The sequence below is a fragment of the Aeromonas aquatica genome (genome assembly GCF_000764655.1).
GTDB classification, from domain to species: Bacteria; Pseudomonadota; Gammaproteobacteria; order Enterobacterales; family Aeromonadaceae; genus Aeromonas; species Aeromonas aquatica.
Map to the genome: position 1 here is coordinate 62,800 of NZ_JRGL01000088.1, position 19,288 is coordinate 82,087.

Genomic DNA, 19,288 nt, shown 5'->3' on the forward strand with positions numbered 1-19,288 from the left:
AGTCAGTTTTTGCGCGGAGCTAGGCGCGAGACGCGAAGTTTGGTCATCCAAATGAGCCGTCGAGTAACGACGTTACACGCAAAAACTGACCCGTCCCTGCGGGTTGCGCCGCAAATGAGGTCATGCGTTGTTGCGGAACTTGCCAAGGGAACAACCATTGCCAGCGTTTCGCGCCTAGCCTGACGTCATTTGTTGCAGCAACGCGGCTTGCGCCTAAACGTCAACAGACCCTAACAAGTAACCCTGAATATTGGAGATGTCATGAACCACGAAGAACAAAAGGTTGAAGCGATGGAGCAAGTGGAAGTCCAGCCAGTCGAGCCGACCGATGTAGACAGTGAAGTGACAGCCGAACAGGCCCGCATTGCCGAGCTGGAAGCCCAGCTGGAAGCTGCCCAGCAGGCCGCTGCCGACGAGCGAGAGCGTGCCATTCGCGCCGCCGCCGAGATGGAAAACCTGCGTCGCCGCGTCGCCCAGGACGTGGAGAAGGCACACAAGTTCGCGCTGGAGAAGTTTGCCGGGGAACTGTTGCCGGTGCTGGACAACCTGGAGCGGGCCATCGAGCTGGCAGACAAAGAAGACGAAGCCCTCAAGCCGATGATCGAAGGGGTTGAGCTGACGCTCAAGTCCATGCAGAGCTCGGTGGGCAAGTTCGGTCTGGTCGCGCTGGATCCCCTGAACCAGCCGTTCGACCCCAATGCCCATCAGGCCATCAGCATGATCGAGAATGCCGAGCTGGCACCCAACACCGTCATCGCCGTGATGCAGAAGGGCTACGAGCTCAACGGTCGGGTCATTCGTCCGGCCATGGTGATGGTCTCCAAGGCCCCTGCCTGAGACGCATCCCCCCATTGAGCCCGCCGCTCGGCGGGCTTTTTATTGGGATCCGCGGCGAGTGGGTGCAAATGTGGCCGCTGACCGACAAGTTGGTACGGTTTTTTATGCGCAGGACTTGAAGCTCAACATCGCGGCCCCATATAGGTGGCAAGGCCACGGCGGCACAGACTATTGCACTGCACAGTGGCAAGAATTTGATGTCGGGAGCTTGAAAGCCACAGTGGCAGCCCCCACCTAGCCGTTAACGTATTAAGGCGAGCACCTCGCCAGTTTATTCAAAGTATTTGGAGATTCGTCAAATGGGTAAAATCATCGGTATTGACCTGGGTACTACCAACTCCTGTGTTGCTATTCTGGATGGCGACCATGCTCGCGTGATCGAGAACGCGGAAGGCGACCGTACTACTCCGTCCATCATTGCCTATGCCGATGACGGCGAAATCCTGGTTGGTCAGCCGGCTAAGCGTCAGGCCATCACCAACCCGAAGAACACGCTGTTTGCAATCAAGCGTCTGATCGGCCGTCGTTTCGAGGATGAAGAAGTGCAGCGCGATCTGAAGATCATGCCGTACGCCATCGCCAAGGCCGACAACGGTGACGCCTGGGTAGAAGTCAAAGGCAAGAAGATGGCACCGCCGCAGATCTCTGCCGAAGTGCTGAAGAAGATGAAGAAGACCGCCGAGGATTACCTGGGCGAGCCGGTGACCGAAGCCGTCATCACGGTACCGGCCTACTTCAACGACGCCCAGCGTCAGGCCACCAAGGATGCCGGTCGCATCGCCGGTCTGGACGTCAAGCGCATCATCAACGAACCGACCGCTGCGGCCTTTGCCTACGGCGTGAACAAGGTCAAGGGTGAGCGCAAGGTTGCCGTATACGACCTGGGCGGCGGTACCTTCGACATCTCCATCATCGAGATCGACGAAGTCGAAGGGGAAACCACCTTCGAAGTACTGGCGACCAACGGTAACACCCACCTAGGTGGTGAAGACTTCGACAACCGTGTCATCAACTATCTGGTTGACGAGTTCAAGCGTGAGCAGGGCATCGACCTGCGCAACGACCAGCTGGCCCTGCAGCGTCTGAAAGATGCCGCCGAGAAAGCCAAGATCGAGCTCTCTTCCGCGCAGCAGACCGACGTGAACCTGCCGTACATCACTGCAGATGCCACCGGTCCCAAGCACATGAACATCAAGGTGACCCGCGCCAAGCTGGAATCCCTGGTGGAAGACATGGTGAAAGACTCCCTGGAGCCGGTCCGTGTCGCCCTGAAAGACTCCGGTCTGGCAGTCGGCGAGATCGACGACGTCATCCTAGTGGGTGGTCAGACCCGTATGCCGCTGGTGCAGAAGACCGTGGCTGACTTCTTCGGCAAAGAGCCGCGCAAAGACGTCAACCCGGACGAAGCCGTGGCCATGGGTGCTGCCATTCAGGGCGCGGTCCTGTCTGGTGAGAAGACCGACGTGCTGCTGCTGGATGTGACTCCGCTCTCCCTGGGTATCGAAACCATGGGTAGCGTGATGACTGCGCTGATCGAGAAGAACACCACCATTCCGACCAAGAAGTCCCAGGTGTTCTCCACTGCCGAAGACAACCAGTCTGCCGTGACCATTCACGTGCTGCAGGGTGAGCGCAAGCGCGCCAGCGACAACAAGTCTCTGGGCCAGTTCAACCTGGAAGGCATCCGTCCGGCACAGCGCGGTCTGCCGCAGATCGAAGTGACCTTCGATATCGATGCCAACGGCATCCTGCACGTCTCCGCCAAGGACAAGGAGACCAACAAGGAGCAGAAGATCACCATCCAGGCTTCTTCCGGTCTGTCCGACGAGGAGATCGAACGCATGGTACGCGAGGCGGAAGCCAACGCGGCCGAAGACAAGAAGTTCGAGGAGCTGGTGCAGACCCGCAACCAGGCTGACGGTCTGGTCCACTCGGTCCGCAAGCAGATCACCGAAGCCGGTGACGCCCTGCCCGCCGACGAGAAGACCAAGATCGAAACCGCACTGAGCGAGCTGGAAGCCGTCATCAAGGGTGACGACAAGGCGGCCATCGAAGCCAAGCAACAGGCTTTGCTGGAAGCGTCCCAGAAGCTGATGGAGCTTGCCCAGCAGCAGTCACAGGGCGCTGGTGCCGATGCCGGTCAGACTTCTTCTGCCAAGGCCGAAGACGACGTGGTCGACGCCGAGTTCGAAGAAGTGAAAGACGACAAGAAATAAGCCATACCCAGCTGGGCAGAGTTCGCTCTGCCCATTGGCTTAGTCACTGAATTTGCGGGCGTTGGGTGACCAACGCCCGTCTGCATAACTGTTTAAGTAGCAACAGGATGAGTATGTCGAAGCGCGATTTCTATGAAGTGCTCGGGGTGTCGAAAGGTGCCGATGAGCGCGAGATCAAGAAGGCGTACAAGCGTCTGGCGATGAAGTATCACCCGGATCGCAACCAGGGTGATGCCGCATCCGAAGAGAAGTTCAAAGAGGTCAAGGAAGCCTACGAGGTGCTGACCGACGAGAACCTGCGCGCCCGCTATGACCAGTACGGTCATGCCGGGGTGGATCAAAGCCAGGGGGGCGGTGGTCACGGCGGCTTTGGCGGCGGCGCGGACTTCGGTGATGCATTCGGCGATATCTTTGGTGACATCTTCGGTGGCCGCAGTGGCGGTGGCCGGCGTGGCCCGGCCCGTGGCTCCGACCTGCGCTACAACATGGAGCTGACCCTGGAAGAGGCGGTACGCGGGGTCTCCAAGGAGATCAAGATACCGACTCAGGTCCACTGCGAGGTCTGTAACGGCTCGGGTGCCCACACCGGCAGTCAGGCCCATACCTGTCCGACCTGCCACGGTGCGGGTCAGGTGCAGATGCGCCAGGGCTTCTTCGCGGTGCAGCAGGCCTGCCCGCACTGCCACGGTCGTGGCAAGATCATCAAGGATCCGTGCCGCAAGTGTCACGGTGAGGGTCGCTACCAGAAGACCAAGACCCTGTCGGTCAAGATCCCGGCCGGGGTCGATACCGGCGACCGCATCCGTCTCTCCGGTGAAGGGGAAGCGGGGGAGGCGGGGGCCTCGGCAGGGGATCTGTACGTACAGGTACACGTCAAGGAGCATGAGATCTTCGTGCGTGACGGCAACGATCTCTACTGCGAAGTGCCCATCAGCTTCACCACGGCGGCGCTCGGTGGCGAGATCGAGGTGCCGACCCTGGATGGTCGGGTCAAGCTCAAGGTCACGGCGGAAACCCAGACCGGCAAGCTGTTCCGTCTGCGTGGCAAGGGCGTCAAGTCCGTGCGCTCCGGCCAGGTCGGCGATCTGATGTGCAAGGTGGTGATCGAGACCCCGGTCAAGCTGACCGAGACCCAGCGAGAGCTGCTGCGTCAGCTGGACGAGTCGTTCAGCGGTGCCGCCGCCAAGACCCACAAGCCAAAATCGGAAGGCTTCTTCGAAGGGGTGAAACGCTTCTTCGATGACCTGACCAAGTAATCACCGCAAGCGTGATGCAAGCCGGCCTCTGTGCCGGCTTTCTTTTTGTCTGCGGGGCGCCCCCCCGGTGCCCCTGACTCGCTCCCAGCTATCAATCCGTGATGCTGGTGCGCCAGAAGATCTGCCGGATGCAGGGGTGCTGCCCGAGCGTCTGCATCAGGGCATCCAGCTCGACGCCGTCGATGGAGGTGGCCAGCAGCACCGCCGAGATCTCCAGATCCTGCTCCCCGAAGGGCTCGATATCCAGCTCGCTCAGGGGGTAGTTGGCCTGATCCAGCATCTTCTCCAGCCAGGGCAGTACCTCCTTCTGGTGCTCGCGCCGGATGAGGGCGGTGACGCGATAGGTCACCTCGGTGTCGGTGTTGTCCACCGGCCGGCGATTGATCTGATTGACCAGCGGCCGCAGCAGGGTGTTGGCGGCCAGCACGAACAGGGCGCCAAGCACAGCCTCCATGGCCAGCCCGGCACCGCAGGCGGCCCCGACCGCGGCCACGCCCCACAGGGTGGCGGCGGTGTTGATGCCGCGAATGTTGCCGGACTCGCGCATGATGACGCCGGCACCGAGAAAGCCGATGCCGGAGACGATGTAGGCCACCACGTGGACCACGTTGTAGTTGCCGCCGTGCAGGTCATAGATGCGCTGGGCCAGGCTGACGAACAGGGCCGCCCCCACGGCGACCAGCACGTTGGTGCGCAGGCCGGCGGTACGCTGGCGGTACTGGCGCTCCAGCCCGACCAGGCTGCCCAGCACGAAGGCCAGCAGCAGGCTGGCCAGGGTGTCGAGCAGGGAAATCATGTCTAGTTGTTGCCACATTCTCATGGCGTACTCCTTCTGGTTGAAGATGGCCTTCGGCATGGATGAGGGGGCCGTCGGATGCCCCGATAAATGGCGTCTGAGCGGTGAAGGCCATCATGATGATGGAAAGCGGGCGCACAGGCCGAGCCGGCCCGCGTTCTCAGACCGTCGGCGGGCGGGCACTAAAGTGTGATTGAACGGGGCCAACCAAGTTGGCCCCTTTTTCATTTAATTGAGCCGGGGCTCGTCACCCCGCCGCGGGTGCAGCTCCCAACGAACGGGGTGAGCGACCCCGACCTGATGGACGAACTGCACCAGGTAACGGCGCTGGGAAGGGGTGCAGCTCAGGTTGAGCACCAGCTCCCGGCCATCGCCGCGGCCCGGCCGCAGCGACTGCATGGGGCGCAGCCCGGCCGGTTGCAGGCTGTGGGCCACCATGCCCAGCACCAGCTCCATGTCGGCGCGATCCTGACAACGGATCTGCAGCCGGTAGTGGTGCTGGCGCTGCTTGCCGCGCGGCCAGCGTGGCAACAGGCCCAGCCTGCTCAGCAGTGGACGGGTCTGGGTTGAGGTCAATAATGTCGAAACAAAGCGCATAGCAGCCTCCTTGTGGGAAGCAGAAACTATGCAGGCAAGGTGGCCGCCAACATGGGCAGGAGCTCACCTGACGTCAAGTGTAAAACGAGAGAAGAGGGGAGTGGATTTCCGCTTCTCGCAGGTTTGCGAGAGGGCGGCAGAGGCAACGCTGCGGCTATCTCGCGACCTGGGTGCCGACGATCAGGGTCGGCCTGTCACTGTCACTTGATGAATTGCCCACTGATGGTCTCCGCTGTTGATGGACGGCCAGATGGTACCCATCCGCGGCGCCGAGGTAAAGCCCTCTCCTAACGCGGCAACATTCGGAAACAAGTTCACCGACCCGGCACCCTCAAGGGCGACGCCACCACGGCAGGGTGCGCCTGCCGCCGGCAGCGGCTATAAATTAGCGGTTGCTAATGTTTTCTCGGATCGTAGAATGACCAAACATTAGCAATCACTAATTTATTAATAATCCCCGCCGTCGCAGTGGGCGGGCCAAGCCACGGGGCCCGCCTGCCAGCAGGCTGAGCCCGTTACCAGGAGTGCCTATGTTTGAGAGCCAATGGCTGTTTGCCTTGGGGGGCGGCATGTTGATCGGATCCGCCGCCCTGATACTGTTGCTGTTCAATGCCAAGGTGGCCGGCATCAGCGGCATCCTGGCTGGCGCCCTGCAGCAGACGGATGCCTGGCGCTGGCTGTTCCTGCTTGGGCTGGGCGGCGGGGCGCTGCTGGCGTTTCGCCTGGCGTGGGTCCCGATGCCGAGCTTCGCGACGCTGCCGGCCTGGCCGCTGGTGCTGCTGGCCGGGCTGCTGGTCGGGATGGGCACCCGCCTCGGCAATGGCTGCACCAGCGGTCACGGTATCTGCGGGGTGGGGAGGCTGTCCCGTCGCTCCCTCGCCGCCACCCTCACCTTCATGGCCACCGGTGCGCTCACCGTGTTCGTCAGTCACCATCTGCTGTAAGGAGCTCCGGGATGAAACTGCTGATCAGTCTGTTGTCCGGCCTGCTGTTCGGGCTCGGCCTCGCTCTCTCCGGCATGGTGGATCCGGCCAGGATCCTGGGCTTTCTCGACGTGGCGGGGGCCTGGGACCCCAGCCTGGCATTCGTGATGGGCGGGGCCCTGCTGGTGTTCATGCCAGGCTACTTCCTGCTGGTCAAACCCCGCAGCCACGGCTTGCTGGGTGACGCCATCTGCGCCCTGCCCGCACCCGTGCTGGATGCGCGTCTCCTCGGCGGCTCGGCGCTGTTTGGCATCGGCTGGGGCATGGCCGGGATCTGCCCGGGCCCGGCGTTGAGCCTGCTCGTCAGCGGCCAGCCCATGATAGGGCTGTTCGTGGCCGCCATGGTGGCCGGCGTCCTGCTCATCGATCGAACGCTGCCCTGGCTGCAGCAGCGCAACCAGCCCTGATGTCACCCGGGCCTATCGCGCCGCTGGCAGGCGCGACGGCTCCCTCCCGAGGCTGAAGGTGGTAACATCGGAGCCCCGTTGTTTTGACAAGGCTTGCCCATGCTGCCCCTGCGCCTGCTTATCTCAGATTCTCACGATCCCCTGTTCAACCTGGCGGTGGAGGAGTGCATCTTCCGCCAGATGGATCCCGCCCAGCGGGTGCTGTTCCTGTGGCGCAACGCCAATACCGTGGTGATCGGCCGCGCCCAGAACCCCTGGAAGGAGTGCAACACCCGCCGGATGGAGGAGGATGGGGTGACCCTGGCCCGCCGCAGCAGCGGGGGCGGGGCCGTGTTTCACGACCTTGGCAACAGCTGCTTCACCTTCATGGCCGGCAAGCCCGGCTATGACAAGAGCCTCTCCACCGCCATCGTGTTGTCAGCCCTGAAACAGCTCGGGGTGGAGGCTTTCGCCTCCGGTCGCAACGATCTGCTGGTGGCGACCCCGGACGGGGATCGCAAGGTCTCGGGCTCGGCCTATAGAGAGACCCATGATCGCGGTTTTCATCACGGCACCCTGCTGCTGGACGCTGACTTGAGCCGACTCGCGAACTACCTGAACCCGGATCCCAAGAAGCTGGCGGCCAAGGGGATCACCTCGGTGCGCAGCCGGGTCGCCAACCTCTGCGATCTGCTGCCCGGCGTCGATCATGAGCGGGTCGTCCAGGCGCTGACAGATGCCTTCTTTGCGCATCATGGTGCCCGGGTCGCCCCTGAGCACATCTCCCCCGAACAGCTGCCGGACTTACCCGGCTTCGCCGAGACCTTCGCCCGTCAGCGCAGCTGGGAGTGGAACTTCGGCCACGCGCCCGCCTTCAGTCACCAGCTGAATGAACGTTTCGGCTGGGGCGGGGTCGAGCTGCACTTCGACGTGGAGAAGGGGCTCATCGGCCGGGTGCAGATCTTCAGCGACAGCCTGGATCCGGCGCCGCTGGATGCGCTGGCCGAGCGGCTGCCGGGCACTGCCTATCGACCCGAGGCCGTCGCGGCCCTGTTGCGCCAGTTGGGGCTAGCGTTTCCTGCCCAGGCGGGCGAGCTGGCGGAGCTCGAGGCCTGGCTGGTGGCGGCGCTGCGCTGAAGCGGGCATGACCCGGATCACGAAACGGCATCGGACCGGCCAGGGGCGGCTCGCCGCCAGCCCTTGGCCTGCCGCTGCCATGATAAAAAGTAGGGCAGGCCATTAGATATTGTCGCTGTCTCAAGCGCGGCCCCAGAGGTATAAACGGGGCACCTTTGCAGTACTAATGGTCTAAAAATGAGCGATCTGGTTTATCTGAAAGATGACGGCGTCAACGCCGTCTCCCCCGCATTCGAACGTCGTTTCGCCACCGTCAAAGCCCACTACTTCTCCCGCAATCCCGAGCTCTGGCCGGTGTTCCGCGAACCCGGTTTCGCCACCCTCAACGAGTTTCGTGCCCGTGGCCTGGCCCCGGACGCGCGGCTGAACGCCTGGCCCGATGGCCGGGCCCGGCTCGCGGATCTGTGCGAGACCATGCCGGTGCCCCAGGCCATGCGTGCCCCGGGCGAGCCCATGGCCGAGCTGCTGTTTGCCGGCGCCCTCTCCAAGGACTGGGAGAACCCCTCCAGCGTCGAGAACGTCATCACCATGTCGGCGGATCCCGCCATCTACGGCGCCCAGCTCGGCATCCTGGCCAACCCCAACCTGGTCTACTCCGAGTATGCCGGGGTGGCCGAGGAGCTGGAGAAGAAGGTGGTGCGCCAGATAGCCCTGCTGGCGGGCTACGATCCGGCCCGCGCCACCGGCATCTTCACCCAGGGGGGGACCTTCTGTAACCTCTACGGCTACCTGCTCGGCATCCGCAAGAGCCTGCCCGAGGCCAAGCACAAGGGGCTCGGCCACTATCAGGACTACCGCATCATCAACTCCCAGGGAGGCCACTACTCCAACATCACCAACCTCTCCCTGCTCGGGGTGGACATAGAGCACAAGACCATCCGCATCCAGGTCGGCGAGAACAACGACATCGATCTGGTGGATCTCGAGCGCACCCTGACCGCCTGCTTCGCCCTCAAACACGTGGTGCCCACCATCATGCTCACCATGGGCACCACAGACACCTTCGGGGTGGATCAGGTGAAACCCGTGGTGGCGCTGCGGGATCGCCTGTGCGAGCGCTTCGAGGTGGCGGTCAAGCCCCACATCCACGTGGATGCCGCCATCGGCTGGTCGATGATCTTCTTCCTGGATTACGACTTCGCCGTCAACCCGCTCGCCATCAACGCCGCCACCCTGGCGGGAATTGAGCGCAACGTGGCGCGCTTCGCCGAGCTCAAATACGCCGACTCCTTCACCGTCGACTTCCAGAAGTGGGGCTATGTGCCCTACACCTCCAGCCTGGTGATGATCAAGGAGCAGGACGATCTCAAGGCGATGGAGAACGATCCGGAGAACTTCTCCTACTTCGAGCGGGACATCCAGGGCCAGACCCACCTGCAGTCCACCATCGAGTGTTCCCGCGGGGCGAGCGGCCTGTTCGGCGCCTATGCGGCGCTCAACTACATGGGGGTGGAGGGCTATCGTACCGTGCTGGCCCACTGCCTGCAGAATGCCAACTACTTCCGCTTCCGCCTGAGCCAGCTTGGCAACGTCAAGCTGGTGGCCCAGGAGAACCAGGGGCCGAGCGTGGGCTTCAAGATCTACAACCCCGAGTGGGTGAGCGATCCCGAGGCCGAGTTCGCCTTCGAGCTGGCCCGCAGCGCCGATCCCGCCTACAAGGCGCGGCTGCAACGCAACACCGACTATCACCGCAGCCTGTTCAAACATCGCGGCAAGGTCGGGCTCTTCACCAACTGGGTGGAGGCGGTGGCGCATTCCGAGTACGACGAGCGCGGCAAGTACTCCTACATCGCTGGCGAGAAGGCGGTGTTCATGAACCCGGCCTGCGGCCGCGAGCAGATCGACGCCTTTATCGACCATATTCGCGGCTGAATCCGGCCGAGAGAGCAGATAAAGAAACGGCGGGCCCAGTGCCCGCCGTCTTCTTGTCCGGTGCGCGGCTTACTGCTTCTGCAGCCGGGTGATGGTCAGCTTGCCAGCCGGGTTCTCGGCGTGGAAGCCGACCGCATCCCCCACCTGCAGGCCCTTGAGCAGGGCCGGGTCGGCCAGCACGAACACCATGGTCATGGGGGGCATCTTGAGGTTGGCGATGGCCTCGTGCTTGATCCCGACCTTCTGGTTCGCCTCGTCGATGCGGCTGATGACCCCCTTGGTCATCACGATCTCCTCTGTCGGTTTCATCTCCATCCCCTCCATCTGGGACATGTCGTGCCCCTCGTGGTTCATGGTCATCTCGGCCCGGGCCTGGAGAGAGGCGAGGCCAAGCAGCAGGGTCAGGGTCAGCGTCTTGTAGTTCATGGTGTTTTCCTTGAGTCGTTTATGCAGAGTCGGTGGTGAATTCGGATCATTCGGCCTGCTCGGGCGCCAGGCCACGGCGGCGCCACAGATAGAAGGCCGCGGGCAGCACCAGCAGGGTCAGCACCAGGGCCGTCACCATGCCGCCTATCATGGGCGCGGCGATGCGCTGCATCACCTCGGAGCCGGTGCCGTGGCTCCACATGATGGGCAGCAAGCCGGCGATGATGGTGACCACCGTCATCATCTTGGGGCGCAGCCGCAGGGCGGCGCCCTGGATGACGGCCTGATGCAGGCCGCGCAAGTCGGGTTTGCCACGGGCCACCAGATCGTCCCAGGCGTGGTTGAGGTAGACCAGCATCAGTACGCCGGTCTCCACCGCCACCCCGGCCAGGGCGATGAAACCCACCCCCACCGCCACCGAGAGGTTGAAGTCCAGCAGCCAGACGGTCCAGATACCGCCGACTACGGCGAGCGGCAGTGTGGTGAGGATCAGCAGCACCTCCTGCATGCGGCGGAACGCCAGATAGAGCAGCAGCACTATGATGGCGAGGGTAAGCGGCACCACGTAGGCGAGGCGCGCCTTGGCCCGCTCCATGTACTCGTACTGACCGGACCAGGTGAGGGCGTAGCCCGCCGGCAGCACCAGCTGCTTGTCCACCTGGGCCTTGGCATCGGCCACGAAGGAGCCGATGTCCCGCTCGCGGATATCCACGTAGACCCAGCCGTTCAGGCGCGCGTTCTCGCTGCGCAGCATGGGGGCCTCGTCGCTGATGTAGACCTTGGCCACGTCCGCCAGGGCGATCCGCTCCCCCTTGGGGGTCACCAGGGGCAGCAGCTCCAGGCTGCCTACCGAGTCGCGGTAGCTCTGGGGATAGCGCAGGTTGATGGGGTAGCGCTCGCGCCCCTCGATGGTCTGACCCACGTCCATGCCACCGACGGCGGTGGCCAGCACCGCCTGCACGTCGGCGATGTTGAGGCCATAGCGGGCCGCCTTGAGCCTGTCTATGTCCACCTTGACGTAGCGGCCACCGGCCACCCGCTCGGCGTAGACCGAGGCCGCCCCCTCCACCTTGCCGACGATCTGCTCGAGCTGCTGGCCGAGTCGCTGGATCACTTTGAGATCCGGCCCGGCTATCTTGATGCCGACCGGGGTCTTGATGCCGGTGGCCAGCATGTCGATGCGGGTCTTGATGGGGGGCACCCAGGCGTTGGTGAGGCCGGGGAACTGGATGAGGGAGTCGAGCTCCTCCTTCAGCTTCTCCGGGGTCATGCCGGGGCGCCACTGCTCGCGATCTTTAAGCTGGATGCTGGTCTCCATCATCACCAGATCGGCAGGGTCGGTGGCGCTGTCGGCGCGCCCCGCCTTGCCGAACACGTTCTGCACCTCGGGCACGGTGCGGATCAGCTTGTCGGTCTGTTGCAGTATTTCCCTGGCCTTGCCCACCGAGATGTTGGCCGCGGTGGTGGGCATGTACATGATGTCCCCCTCATCGAACGGCGGTATGAACTCGGAGCCCAGATATCTGAGTGGCCAGAAGCCGATGACGGTCACCGTCAGCGCCAGCAGCAAGGTGGTCTTGGGGCGGGCCAGCACGGCGTTGAGCAGCGGGATATAGCCCTGACTTAAGCCACGGTTGAGGGGGTTGGCCTGTTCCGCCAGCACCTTGCCGCGAATGAAGTAACCCATGATCACCGGAACGAGCGTGATGGAGAGCCCGGCCGCCGCCGCCATGGCGTAGGTCTTGGTGTAGGCGAGGGGATGGAACATACGCCCCTCCTGCGCCTCCAGCGCGAACACCGGCAGGAAGCTCATGGTGATGATGAGCAGGGAGAAGAAGATGGCGGGCCCCACCTCTATGCTCGCCTCGACGATCACCTGCCAGCGGTTCTTGTCGGTGAGTTCGGTGCGCTCCATATGCTTGTGGACGTTCTCTATCATCACTATGGCGCCATCCACCATGGCGCCGATGGCGATGGCGATGCCGCCAAGGGACATGATGTTGGCGTTGATCCCCTGCAGGTGCATGACGATGAAGGCCACCAGAATCGCGATGGGCAGGGTGATGACCACCACCAGCGAGGATCTCAGGTGGAACAGGAAGGCCAGACAGACCAGCACCACCACCGCGAACTCCTCGATGAGCTTGCCGGAGAGGTTGTCGATGGCGCGCTGGATGAGATCGGAGCGGTCGTAGACGGTGACCACCTCCACCCCCTCCGGCAGGCTGCTCTTGAGATCGCGCAGCCGCGTCTTGACCCCGTCTATGGTGCGCTGGGCGTTCTCGCCGAAACGCATGACGATGATGCCGCCCACCACCTCGCCCTCGCCGTTGAGCTCGGCGACGCCGCGCCGGCTCTGGGGGCCGGTGACCACATCCGCCACGTCTCCCAGCAGCAGGGGGGCGCCCCGCACCTGGGTGCCGAGGGGTATCTGCTTGAGATCTTCGACGCTCTTCAGATAGCCGTTGGAGCGCACCATATACTCGGCTTCCGCCATCTCGATGACGGAGGCGCCTGTCTCCTGGTTGCCCTGCTCGATGGCGGTCTGGATGAGGGAGAGCGGGATGCCGTAGGCGCGCAGCTTGTCCGGATCGACCCGCACCTGGTACTGGCGCACCATGCCGCCCACGGTCGCCACCTCTGAGACCCCGTTCACCGTCTGCAGCTCGTATTTCAGGAACCAGTTCTGCAGGGAGGTGAGTTCGCTCAGATCGTGTTTGCCGCTCCTGTCCACCAGGGCGTATTGGTAGACCCAGCCCACCCCGGTGGCGTCGGGGCCGAGCTGGGGCTGCGCCGAGCCGGGCAGGCTCGGGGCCACCTGGCTCAGGTACTCCAGCACCCGGGCGCGGGCCCAGTAGAGATCGGTGCTGTCGTCAAACAGCACATAGACGAAGGAGTCGCCGAAGAAGGAGTAGCCGCGCACCGTAGTGGCGCCCGGCACCGCCAGCATGGCGGTGGTGAGCGGGTAGGTGACCTGATCCTCCACCACCTGGGGCGCCTGGCCCGGGTAGGCCGTCTTGATGATCACCTGCACGTCGGAGAGGTCCGGCAGGGCATCGACCGGGGTCTGCTTGACCGACCAGAGCCCCCAGGCGGTCAGCATGAGGGTGAGCAGCAACACCAGGAAGCGGTTGCCGACGGACCAGCGGATGACAGATGGGATCATGGCTTGACTCCTCTCGCTTGGCGCGCAGGCAGCAGGACTCGGTTGCCGGCAAAGCGGCAGATGATGGACGGGATCATGGCTTGTCCCCCATCTGGTGCTGGCTGTGGTCCATGCCGTCCATGCCCTTTATCTCATCCTTGGCAGGGGCATCCTCGACATGGATGTTGACGATGCGGTACTCATCCCCCTGCTGCTCGACCTGCAGGTGCAGGCGCTGCCCCTGGACGAGCTTGCTCATGTCGACGCCATCTGCCACGGCGAAGTCCATCTCCATGGCGGGCCACTGCCACTCGGGGATCGGCTGGTGGGCGACGGTCAGGGTGCGGCTCGCCAGATCCAGCGACTGGATCTCCCCCTGGGTCCAGATCTGCTGCGGCCGCACTGCCGTCATGCGTTGGAAGTCGGAGTCGATGCTGGACTCGGAGTCGAGCAGGAACTGGGCCGAGCTGACTATGTTGTCCCCCGGCTCGACCCCGTCGAGGATGGCGACCCTGTCACCGAACTGGGCGCCCAGGGTGACCGCCACCGACTTGAAGCCGCCATCCCCCAGTGCCAGCACCAGCCGGTTCTGACTGCCGGTGCGGATCACCGCCTCACTCGGTACCACCATCTGGGGCTCGCCCTTGCCGCTGCGAATGCTCACCTTGGCGAACATGTTGGGTTTCAAAAACTCGTCCGGGTTGTCGAAGCGCAGTCGCACCTTGAGGGTGCGGGTGGCGGCGTCCAGGGTGGGGTAGAGGTAATCCACCTTGCCCTGCCAGCGCCGGCCGGGGGCGTAATCCAGGGTCATGGTGACAGGGTCGCCCACCTTCAGCTGGCCGGCCTGGCGCTCGAACACTTCGGCGCTGACCCACACCTGCTGCAGGGTGCTGATGTTGAACAGGGCGGCGGCGGGCTCCACGTACTGGCCCTCGCGCACCTTGAGATCGGAGACATAGCCGCTGCTGGGGGCATAGATGCGCACCGTCTCGCTCACCTGGCGGGTGCGCTTGAGGGAGGCTATCTGATCCGCCGGTACCTGCAGGGACTTGAGCTTGCCCTCGGCGGCGCGCAGCAGCAGCGGGTTGGCAGTGTTGAGCGCCAGCAGGTATTCGTGCTGGGCGTTGACCAGATCCGGCGCGTAGAGATCGTAGATGAAGCTGCCCTTGGCGATGCGCTGGCCCTCGTTCTTGATGGCCAGGGTGCGGATCCAGCCCGCCATGCGGGCATTGATGGCCTCCAGCCGCTCCTCGTCGTAGCCCACGTAGCCGACCGTCTCGATCTGCTGGTGGAGGGGCAGGCGCTCTACCTTGGCGAGCCGTACCCCCAGGTTCTGCTGGATCTCGGGGCTGATGGTGACGGTGCCGGGGGAGCCGCTCTTCTGCTCCTCATAGACGGGGATGAAGTCCATCCCCATGTTGTCCTTGGCGGGGGCGTCGCGCCTGTCACGCGGATCCATGGGGTTGACCCAGTAGAGTGGGGCCTTCGCCTCAGGCCCACTGCCGGCGGTCTGGCTGGCGGCCCAGTAGCCGCCACCGGCGCCGAGGGCGAGCAGCAGGGCGGACATCAGCAGGCTCTTGTTCATAACAGGCCTCCGGCGCGGATCTGCATGCAGAAAGTGCAGGAGGACGGGGCGCCCGGGGAGGCGACAAAGTTGGCTGGTGACATGGTACATCTTCTCTTCTGTCAGGCCGCGAGCGCTGAGGGAGTCTGTGAGATGGCGCAGCCCTCATGGGGTTGGCACCGGTCACGGCGACCTGAACGACAGGCTTGGCGGCAAACGGGGCGTCACTGACGAGTCAGCAGACGCACGGCACCTTGCGCCCTCGGGGCATGGCCAATCGGGGCAAGATCAGGCAAGGCGCGGGATCCCGTGCAAGACAAGGCTTGCAACGGGCGCGCAGGAGAAGGTCTATCTAATGGCGTAGCACAGAGAGCATCAGATGCCGTCTGGGCCAGGAAGGGGGGTGAGTGCCACGCAGGCGCAGGAGCGGATCCCGTAACCAGTGATCCAGTACGGCGGTGAGGGTGCGGGGTTGCAGCAACAGGGGGAGGACCAGCAGGGTCAGCAGCGCCGCCAGCAAGAGCAGGCCACTGCCGCCGGGGGAGGTGAGGCCGCCGTGCATCTGGCAATCCCCCTGGCTCAGGGTCGCGCCAGCTTGTCCGTCATCGCTCCCATGGCAGGCGAGCCCCTGCATGGCAGGCATCTCTGCGTCTGTGTTCATCACCAGGTTGGTCGGGGTGGCATTCGTCACTCCATGCCAACTGACGCAGAGGGTGAGATTGCAGACGAGCACCAGCGCCAGCAACAGCCGGGCGATGAGCTCTGTGGGCAGTCTCGAGGACAACATGGATATTTTCCCTGTGATGAATAGGGTGAATTTAAACCTTACCGAAAGGAGAAGGTCAAGGCATGACGTCATCAGATGGGAAACCGGTGACAGGAATGGCGCGGCCGTCACATTGGCAGGCAAAAAAAGCCCCCGCATGGCGGGGGCTCGTCAGTCTCAGTGTTTCTCCTCGGGCGCGGGAGCGCCTTTTTGCTCCGATCGCCGCATGATGAGGCGGAAGAAGAGCGGGATGAAGAAGATGGCGATGAAGGTGGCCGCCAGCATGCCGCCGATGACGGGCCAGCCGAGGGCGTGACGGCTGGCGGCGCCGGCACCGCTCGAGGTGACCAGGGGCACACAACCGAGGATGAAGGCGAGCGAGGTCATGACGATGGGACGAAAACGCAGCCGCGCCGCCTCCAGCGCCGATTCCAGCAGGCTCATCCCCTCTTCGTGTTTCATCACCGCAAACTCGACGATCAGGATGGCGTTCTTGGCGGCGAGGCCAACCAGTGTCACCAGCCCTATCTGGAAGTAGACGTTGTTGGTGAGCCCTACCGCCCAGGTGGCGAAGAGGGCGCCAAACAGGGCGAAGGGTACGGCGGTGATGACCGCGAAGGGCAGGGTCCAGCGCTCGTACTGGGCCGCCAGGATCAGGAACACCATGATGATGCCAAAGCCAAAGGCGGTGCCGGCACTGCCTGCCGCCTCTTTCTCCTGATAGGCGGAGCCGGTCCACTCCAGCTTGGCTTCGTTGCCCAGGGTCTCGTCAGCCACCTGCTCCAGCGCGGCGATGGCCTGACCCGAGCTGTAGCCGGGGGCTGGCTGCGCCATGATCTTGGCCGCCGGGAAGATGTTGAAGCGCTCGACCAGCTCGGGGCCGGTGGCATCGCGTACCGTCACCAGGCTGGTGAGGGGGATCATGTCGCCCTTGTCGGAGCGGACATAGACGTTGCGAATGTCACTCTTGTGGGCCCGGTAGTCCGCCTCGGACTGCAACTGGACCCGGTAGGTACGACCGAACTGGTTGAAGTCGTTGACATAGACCTGGCCGAAGGTGGCCTGCATGGTGTCAAACACCGCGTTGATGGGCAGCCCCAGCGCCTTGGCCTTCTCCCTGTCGAGATCCAGGAAGACCTGGGGCACATTGGCCCGGTAGGTGGTGGTGACACTGGCCAGCTCGGGCCGTTGTTTGGCCGCTTCCAGCAGGCGATCCACCTCGCCGGCGAAGGCCTTGGTATCACCCGATCCCCGATCTTGCAGATAGCCTTCCAGTCCGCCCGTGGTGGACATGCCCTGGATGGGGGGCGGGTTGAAGGAGGCGACGACGCCATCGGATTGCCCCATGACGCTGAACCCCTGCAGCGTCTTGGCGAGGGAGAAGGAGTCCTGGCCCTCGCCCTGACGCTCGCCCCAGTCCTTGAGGGTGATGAAGCTCAGGCCCCGGTTGCTGATGATGGCGCTCGACAGTATGTCAAAGCCCGAGAAGGTGACCACGTCCTGCACGTTGGGGTTGGCCATGGCAATCTTGTCGAACTGATCCGCGACGGCCTGGGTGCGGGTGAGGGCGGAGGCGTCCGGCAGCATGACCGAGGAGATGAGGTAACCCTGATCCTCGTCGGGCACCAGGGCGCCGGGCACCTTCAGCAAGAGCACATAGATCCCGGCCAGGATGAGCACGATGATGGTGAAGGCGATGCCGACCCGGCGGTTGAGGAAGGCCACCCCCCGCACGTAGCGGGAGGTCAGCTTGTCAAACTGGGCGTTAAACCAGACGAAGAAGCGCGCCGGTTTATGGTGTCCCTCCTTGAGCAGGATGGCGCACAGAGCCGGAGAGAGGGTCAGCGCCACCAGACCCGAGATGGTCACGGAGACGGCGATGGTGATGGCGAACTGCTTGTACATGACCCCGGTCATGCCGCCCATGAAGGCGACCGGCAGGAACACGGCGCACAGCACCAGCACGATGGCGACCACGGGGCCGGAGACCTCCTGCATGGCGAGGATGGCGGCCTCCTTGGGCGAACACTTCTTCTCCTGCATGATCCGCTCGACGTTCTCCAGCACCACTATGGCGTCATCCACGACGATGCCGATGGCGAGCACCATGCCGAACAGGGTCAGCAAGTTGATGGAGAAACCCAGCACCAGCATGCCGGCGAAGGTCCCGATCAGCGACACCGGCACCGCGATACAGGGGATCAGGGTGGCGCGCAGGTTTTGCAGGAACAGATAGACCACGCAGAACACCAGCACGATCGCCTCGATCAGGGTATGTACCACCTCCTCGATGGAGATCTTCACGAACTCAGTGGTGTCGTAGGGGATCCTGTACTCCATCCCCAGGGGGAAGCGGGTCTTGAGGGAAGCCATGGTGCTGTTGATCTGATCCGACACCGCGACCGCGTTGGCGCCGGGCTGCAGGTAGATGGCGATGCCGATGGCCTGCTTGCCGTTGGCCTTGGCAGTCACGTCATAGTCCTTGCCCCCGAGCTCCACCCTGGCCACGTCTTTCACCCGGATCTTGGAGCCGTCCGGCATGGAGCGGATGATGATGTTCTGGAACTCGGTCACATCCTCGAGCCGCCCCTTGGTCTGCACCGTGTAGGTGAAGTCGATGGGGGCCGAGGTGGGCTGAGCCCCTATCTTGCCGGCCGCGAACTGGGTGTTCTGCTCACGAATGGCGCTGACCACATCGCTGGTGGTCAGGCCAAGCTGGGCCAGCCGGTCCGGCCTGAGCCAGATGCGCATGGCATAGTCGGTGCCGCCAAACAGCGTGGTATCGCCGACCCCGGGGATACGCTTGAGCTCATCGATGATGTTGAGCAGGGCGTAGTTGGAGAGATAGGTGGTATCAAAGGTGGCTTCCGGCGACTCCAGGGTGATCACCTGCAGTATGGAGGTGGACTTCTTGCGCACCGTCACTCCCTGCTGCTTCACGTCGTCGGGCAACTGGGCCATGGCGGCCGAGACCCGGTTGTTGACGTTGATGGTGGCCTGATCCGGATCCGTGCCGATGCTGAAGTAGACGTTCAGGTTCATCTGGCCGTTGGAGGCGGAGCCGGACTGCATGTAGATCATGTCCTCGACGCCGTTGATCTGCTGCTCGATGGGGGCGGCGACCGTCTGGGAGATGACCTCGGGGGTGGCGCCTGAATAGTAGGCTGTGACCTGCACCACGGGCGGGGTGATCTGCGGATACTGCTCGATGGAGAGGGAGCGCATCGCTGCCAGGCCCGCCAGCACGATGATGATCGAGATCACGCTGGCAAAGATGGGGCGTTCGATGAAGAACTTGGAAAACATA

The 19,288-nt window shown here is 63.6% G+C and carries 14 protein-coding genes; 7 read left to right on the plus strand and 7 right to left on the minus strand.

Annotated features, from left to right (window positions below; genetic code table 11):
- Positions 1-261 precede the first annotated feature (261 nt).
- The 3 genes from grpE to dnaJ all read left to right on the plus strand — a co-directional run bounded on the left by grpE (position 262) and on the right by dnaJ (position 4,309).
- Positions 262-837 (plus strand): nucleotide exchange factor GrpE, encoded by a 576-nt coding sequence (grpE, locus tag LG30_RS0108930; RefSeq protein ID WP_033130359.1) that lies wholly within the window; start codon positions 262-264, stop codon positions 835-837.
- A gap of 299 nt (positions 838-1,136) precedes the next feature.
- Positions 1,137-3,053 carry a molecular chaperone DnaK gene (gene dnaK, locus LG30_RS0108935; RefSeq protein ID WP_033130360.1) on the plus strand — a complete coding sequence of 639 codons (1,917 nt, stop codon included), beginning with the start codon at positions 1,137-1,139 and terminating at the stop codon, positions 3,051-3,053.
- Between the two features lie 113 nt (positions 3,054-3,166).
- A complete protein-coding gene (gene dnaJ, locus LG30_RS0108940; protein WP_033130361.1) occupies positions 3,167-4,309 on the plus strand; it encodes a molecular chaperone DnaJ in 1,143 nt (380 codons plus the stop codon).
- Positions 4,310-4,400: 91 nt separating this feature from the next.
- On the opposite strand, the gene LG30_RS0108945 is transcribed toward dnaJ, so the two are convergent.
- Positions 4,401-5,129: an MgtC/SapB family protein gene (locus LG30_RS0108945; protein WP_033130404.1), complete on the minus strand. Its 729-nt coding sequence runs from the start codon at positions 5,127-5,129 to the stop codon at positions 4,401-4,403.
- Positions 5,130-5,333: 204 nt separating this feature from the next.
- Positions 5,334-5,702 carry a hypothetical protein gene (locus LG30_RS0108950; RefSeq protein WP_033130362.1) on the minus strand — a complete coding sequence of 123 codons (369 nt, stop codon included), beginning with the start codon at positions 5,700-5,702 and terminating at the stop codon, positions 5,334-5,336.
- Positions 5,703-6,232: 530 nt separating this feature from the next.
- Here LG30_RS0108950 and LG30_RS0108955 point away from each other — a divergent pair.
- The 4 genes from LG30_RS0108955 (at position 6,233) to LG30_RS0108970 (ending at position 10,080) form a co-directional block, all read left to right on the plus strand.
- Positions 6,233-6,646 carry a YeeE/YedE family protein gene (locus LG30_RS0108955; protein ID WP_033130363.1) on the plus strand — a complete coding sequence of 138 codons (414 nt, stop codon included), beginning with the start codon at positions 6,233-6,235 and terminating at the stop codon, positions 6,644-6,646.
- Between the two features lie 11 nt (positions 6,647-6,657).
- Entirely contained in the window at positions 6,658-7,092 is a 435-nt protein-coding gene (locus tag LG30_RS0108960; protein ID WP_033130364.1) for a YeeE/YedE family protein, read from the plus strand.
- A gap of 99 nt (positions 7,093-7,191) precedes the next feature.
- Complete coding sequence (locus LG30_RS0108965; protein WP_033130365.1) at positions 7,192-8,208, plus strand: lipoate--protein ligase; 1,017 nt, start codon at positions 7,192-7,194, stop codon at positions 8,206-8,208.
- A gap of 177 nt (positions 8,209-8,385) precedes the next feature.
- Complete coding sequence (locus tag LG30_RS0108970; RefSeq protein WP_033130366.1) at positions 8,386-10,080, plus strand: pyridoxal phosphate-dependent decarboxylase family protein; 1,695 nt, start codon at positions 8,386-8,388, stop codon at positions 10,078-10,080.
- Between the two features lie 69 nt (positions 10,081-10,149).
- On the opposite strand, the gene LG30_RS0108975 is transcribed toward LG30_RS0108970, so the two are convergent.
- The 5 genes from LG30_RS0108975 to LG30_RS0108995 all read right to left on the minus strand — a co-directional run bounded on the left by LG30_RS0108975 (position 10,150) and on the right by LG30_RS0108995 (position 19,287).
- Positions 10,150-10,506, minus strand: coding sequence for a copper-binding protein (locus tag LG30_RS0108975; RefSeq protein WP_033130367.1), 357 nt, complete (start codon positions 10,504-10,506; stop codon positions 10,150-10,152).
- A 46-nt stretch (positions 10,507-10,552) separates the two neighbouring features.
- Entirely contained in the window at positions 10,553-13,672 is a 3,120-nt protein-coding gene (locus tag LG30_RS0108980) for an efflux RND transporter permease subunit (RefSeq protein ID WP_033130368.1), read from the minus strand.
- Positions 13,673-13,745: 73 nt separating this feature from the next.
- Positions 13,746-15,236, minus strand: coding sequence for an efflux RND transporter periplasmic adaptor subunit (locus LG30_RS0108985; RefSeq protein ID WP_033130369.1), 1,491 nt, complete (start codon positions 15,234-15,236; stop codon positions 13,746-13,748).
- Between the two features lie 331 nt (positions 15,237-15,567).
- A complete protein-coding gene (locus LG30_RS0108990; RefSeq protein ID WP_033130370.1) occupies positions 15,568-16,002 on the minus strand; it encodes a hypothetical protein in 435 nt (144 codons plus the stop codon).
- A 156-nt stretch (positions 16,003-16,158) separates the two neighbouring features.
- Entirely contained in the window at positions 16,159-19,287 is a 3,129-nt protein-coding gene (locus LG30_RS0108995) for an efflux RND transporter permease subunit (protein WP_033130371.1), read from the minus strand.
- Position 19,288 lies beyond the last annotated feature (1 nt).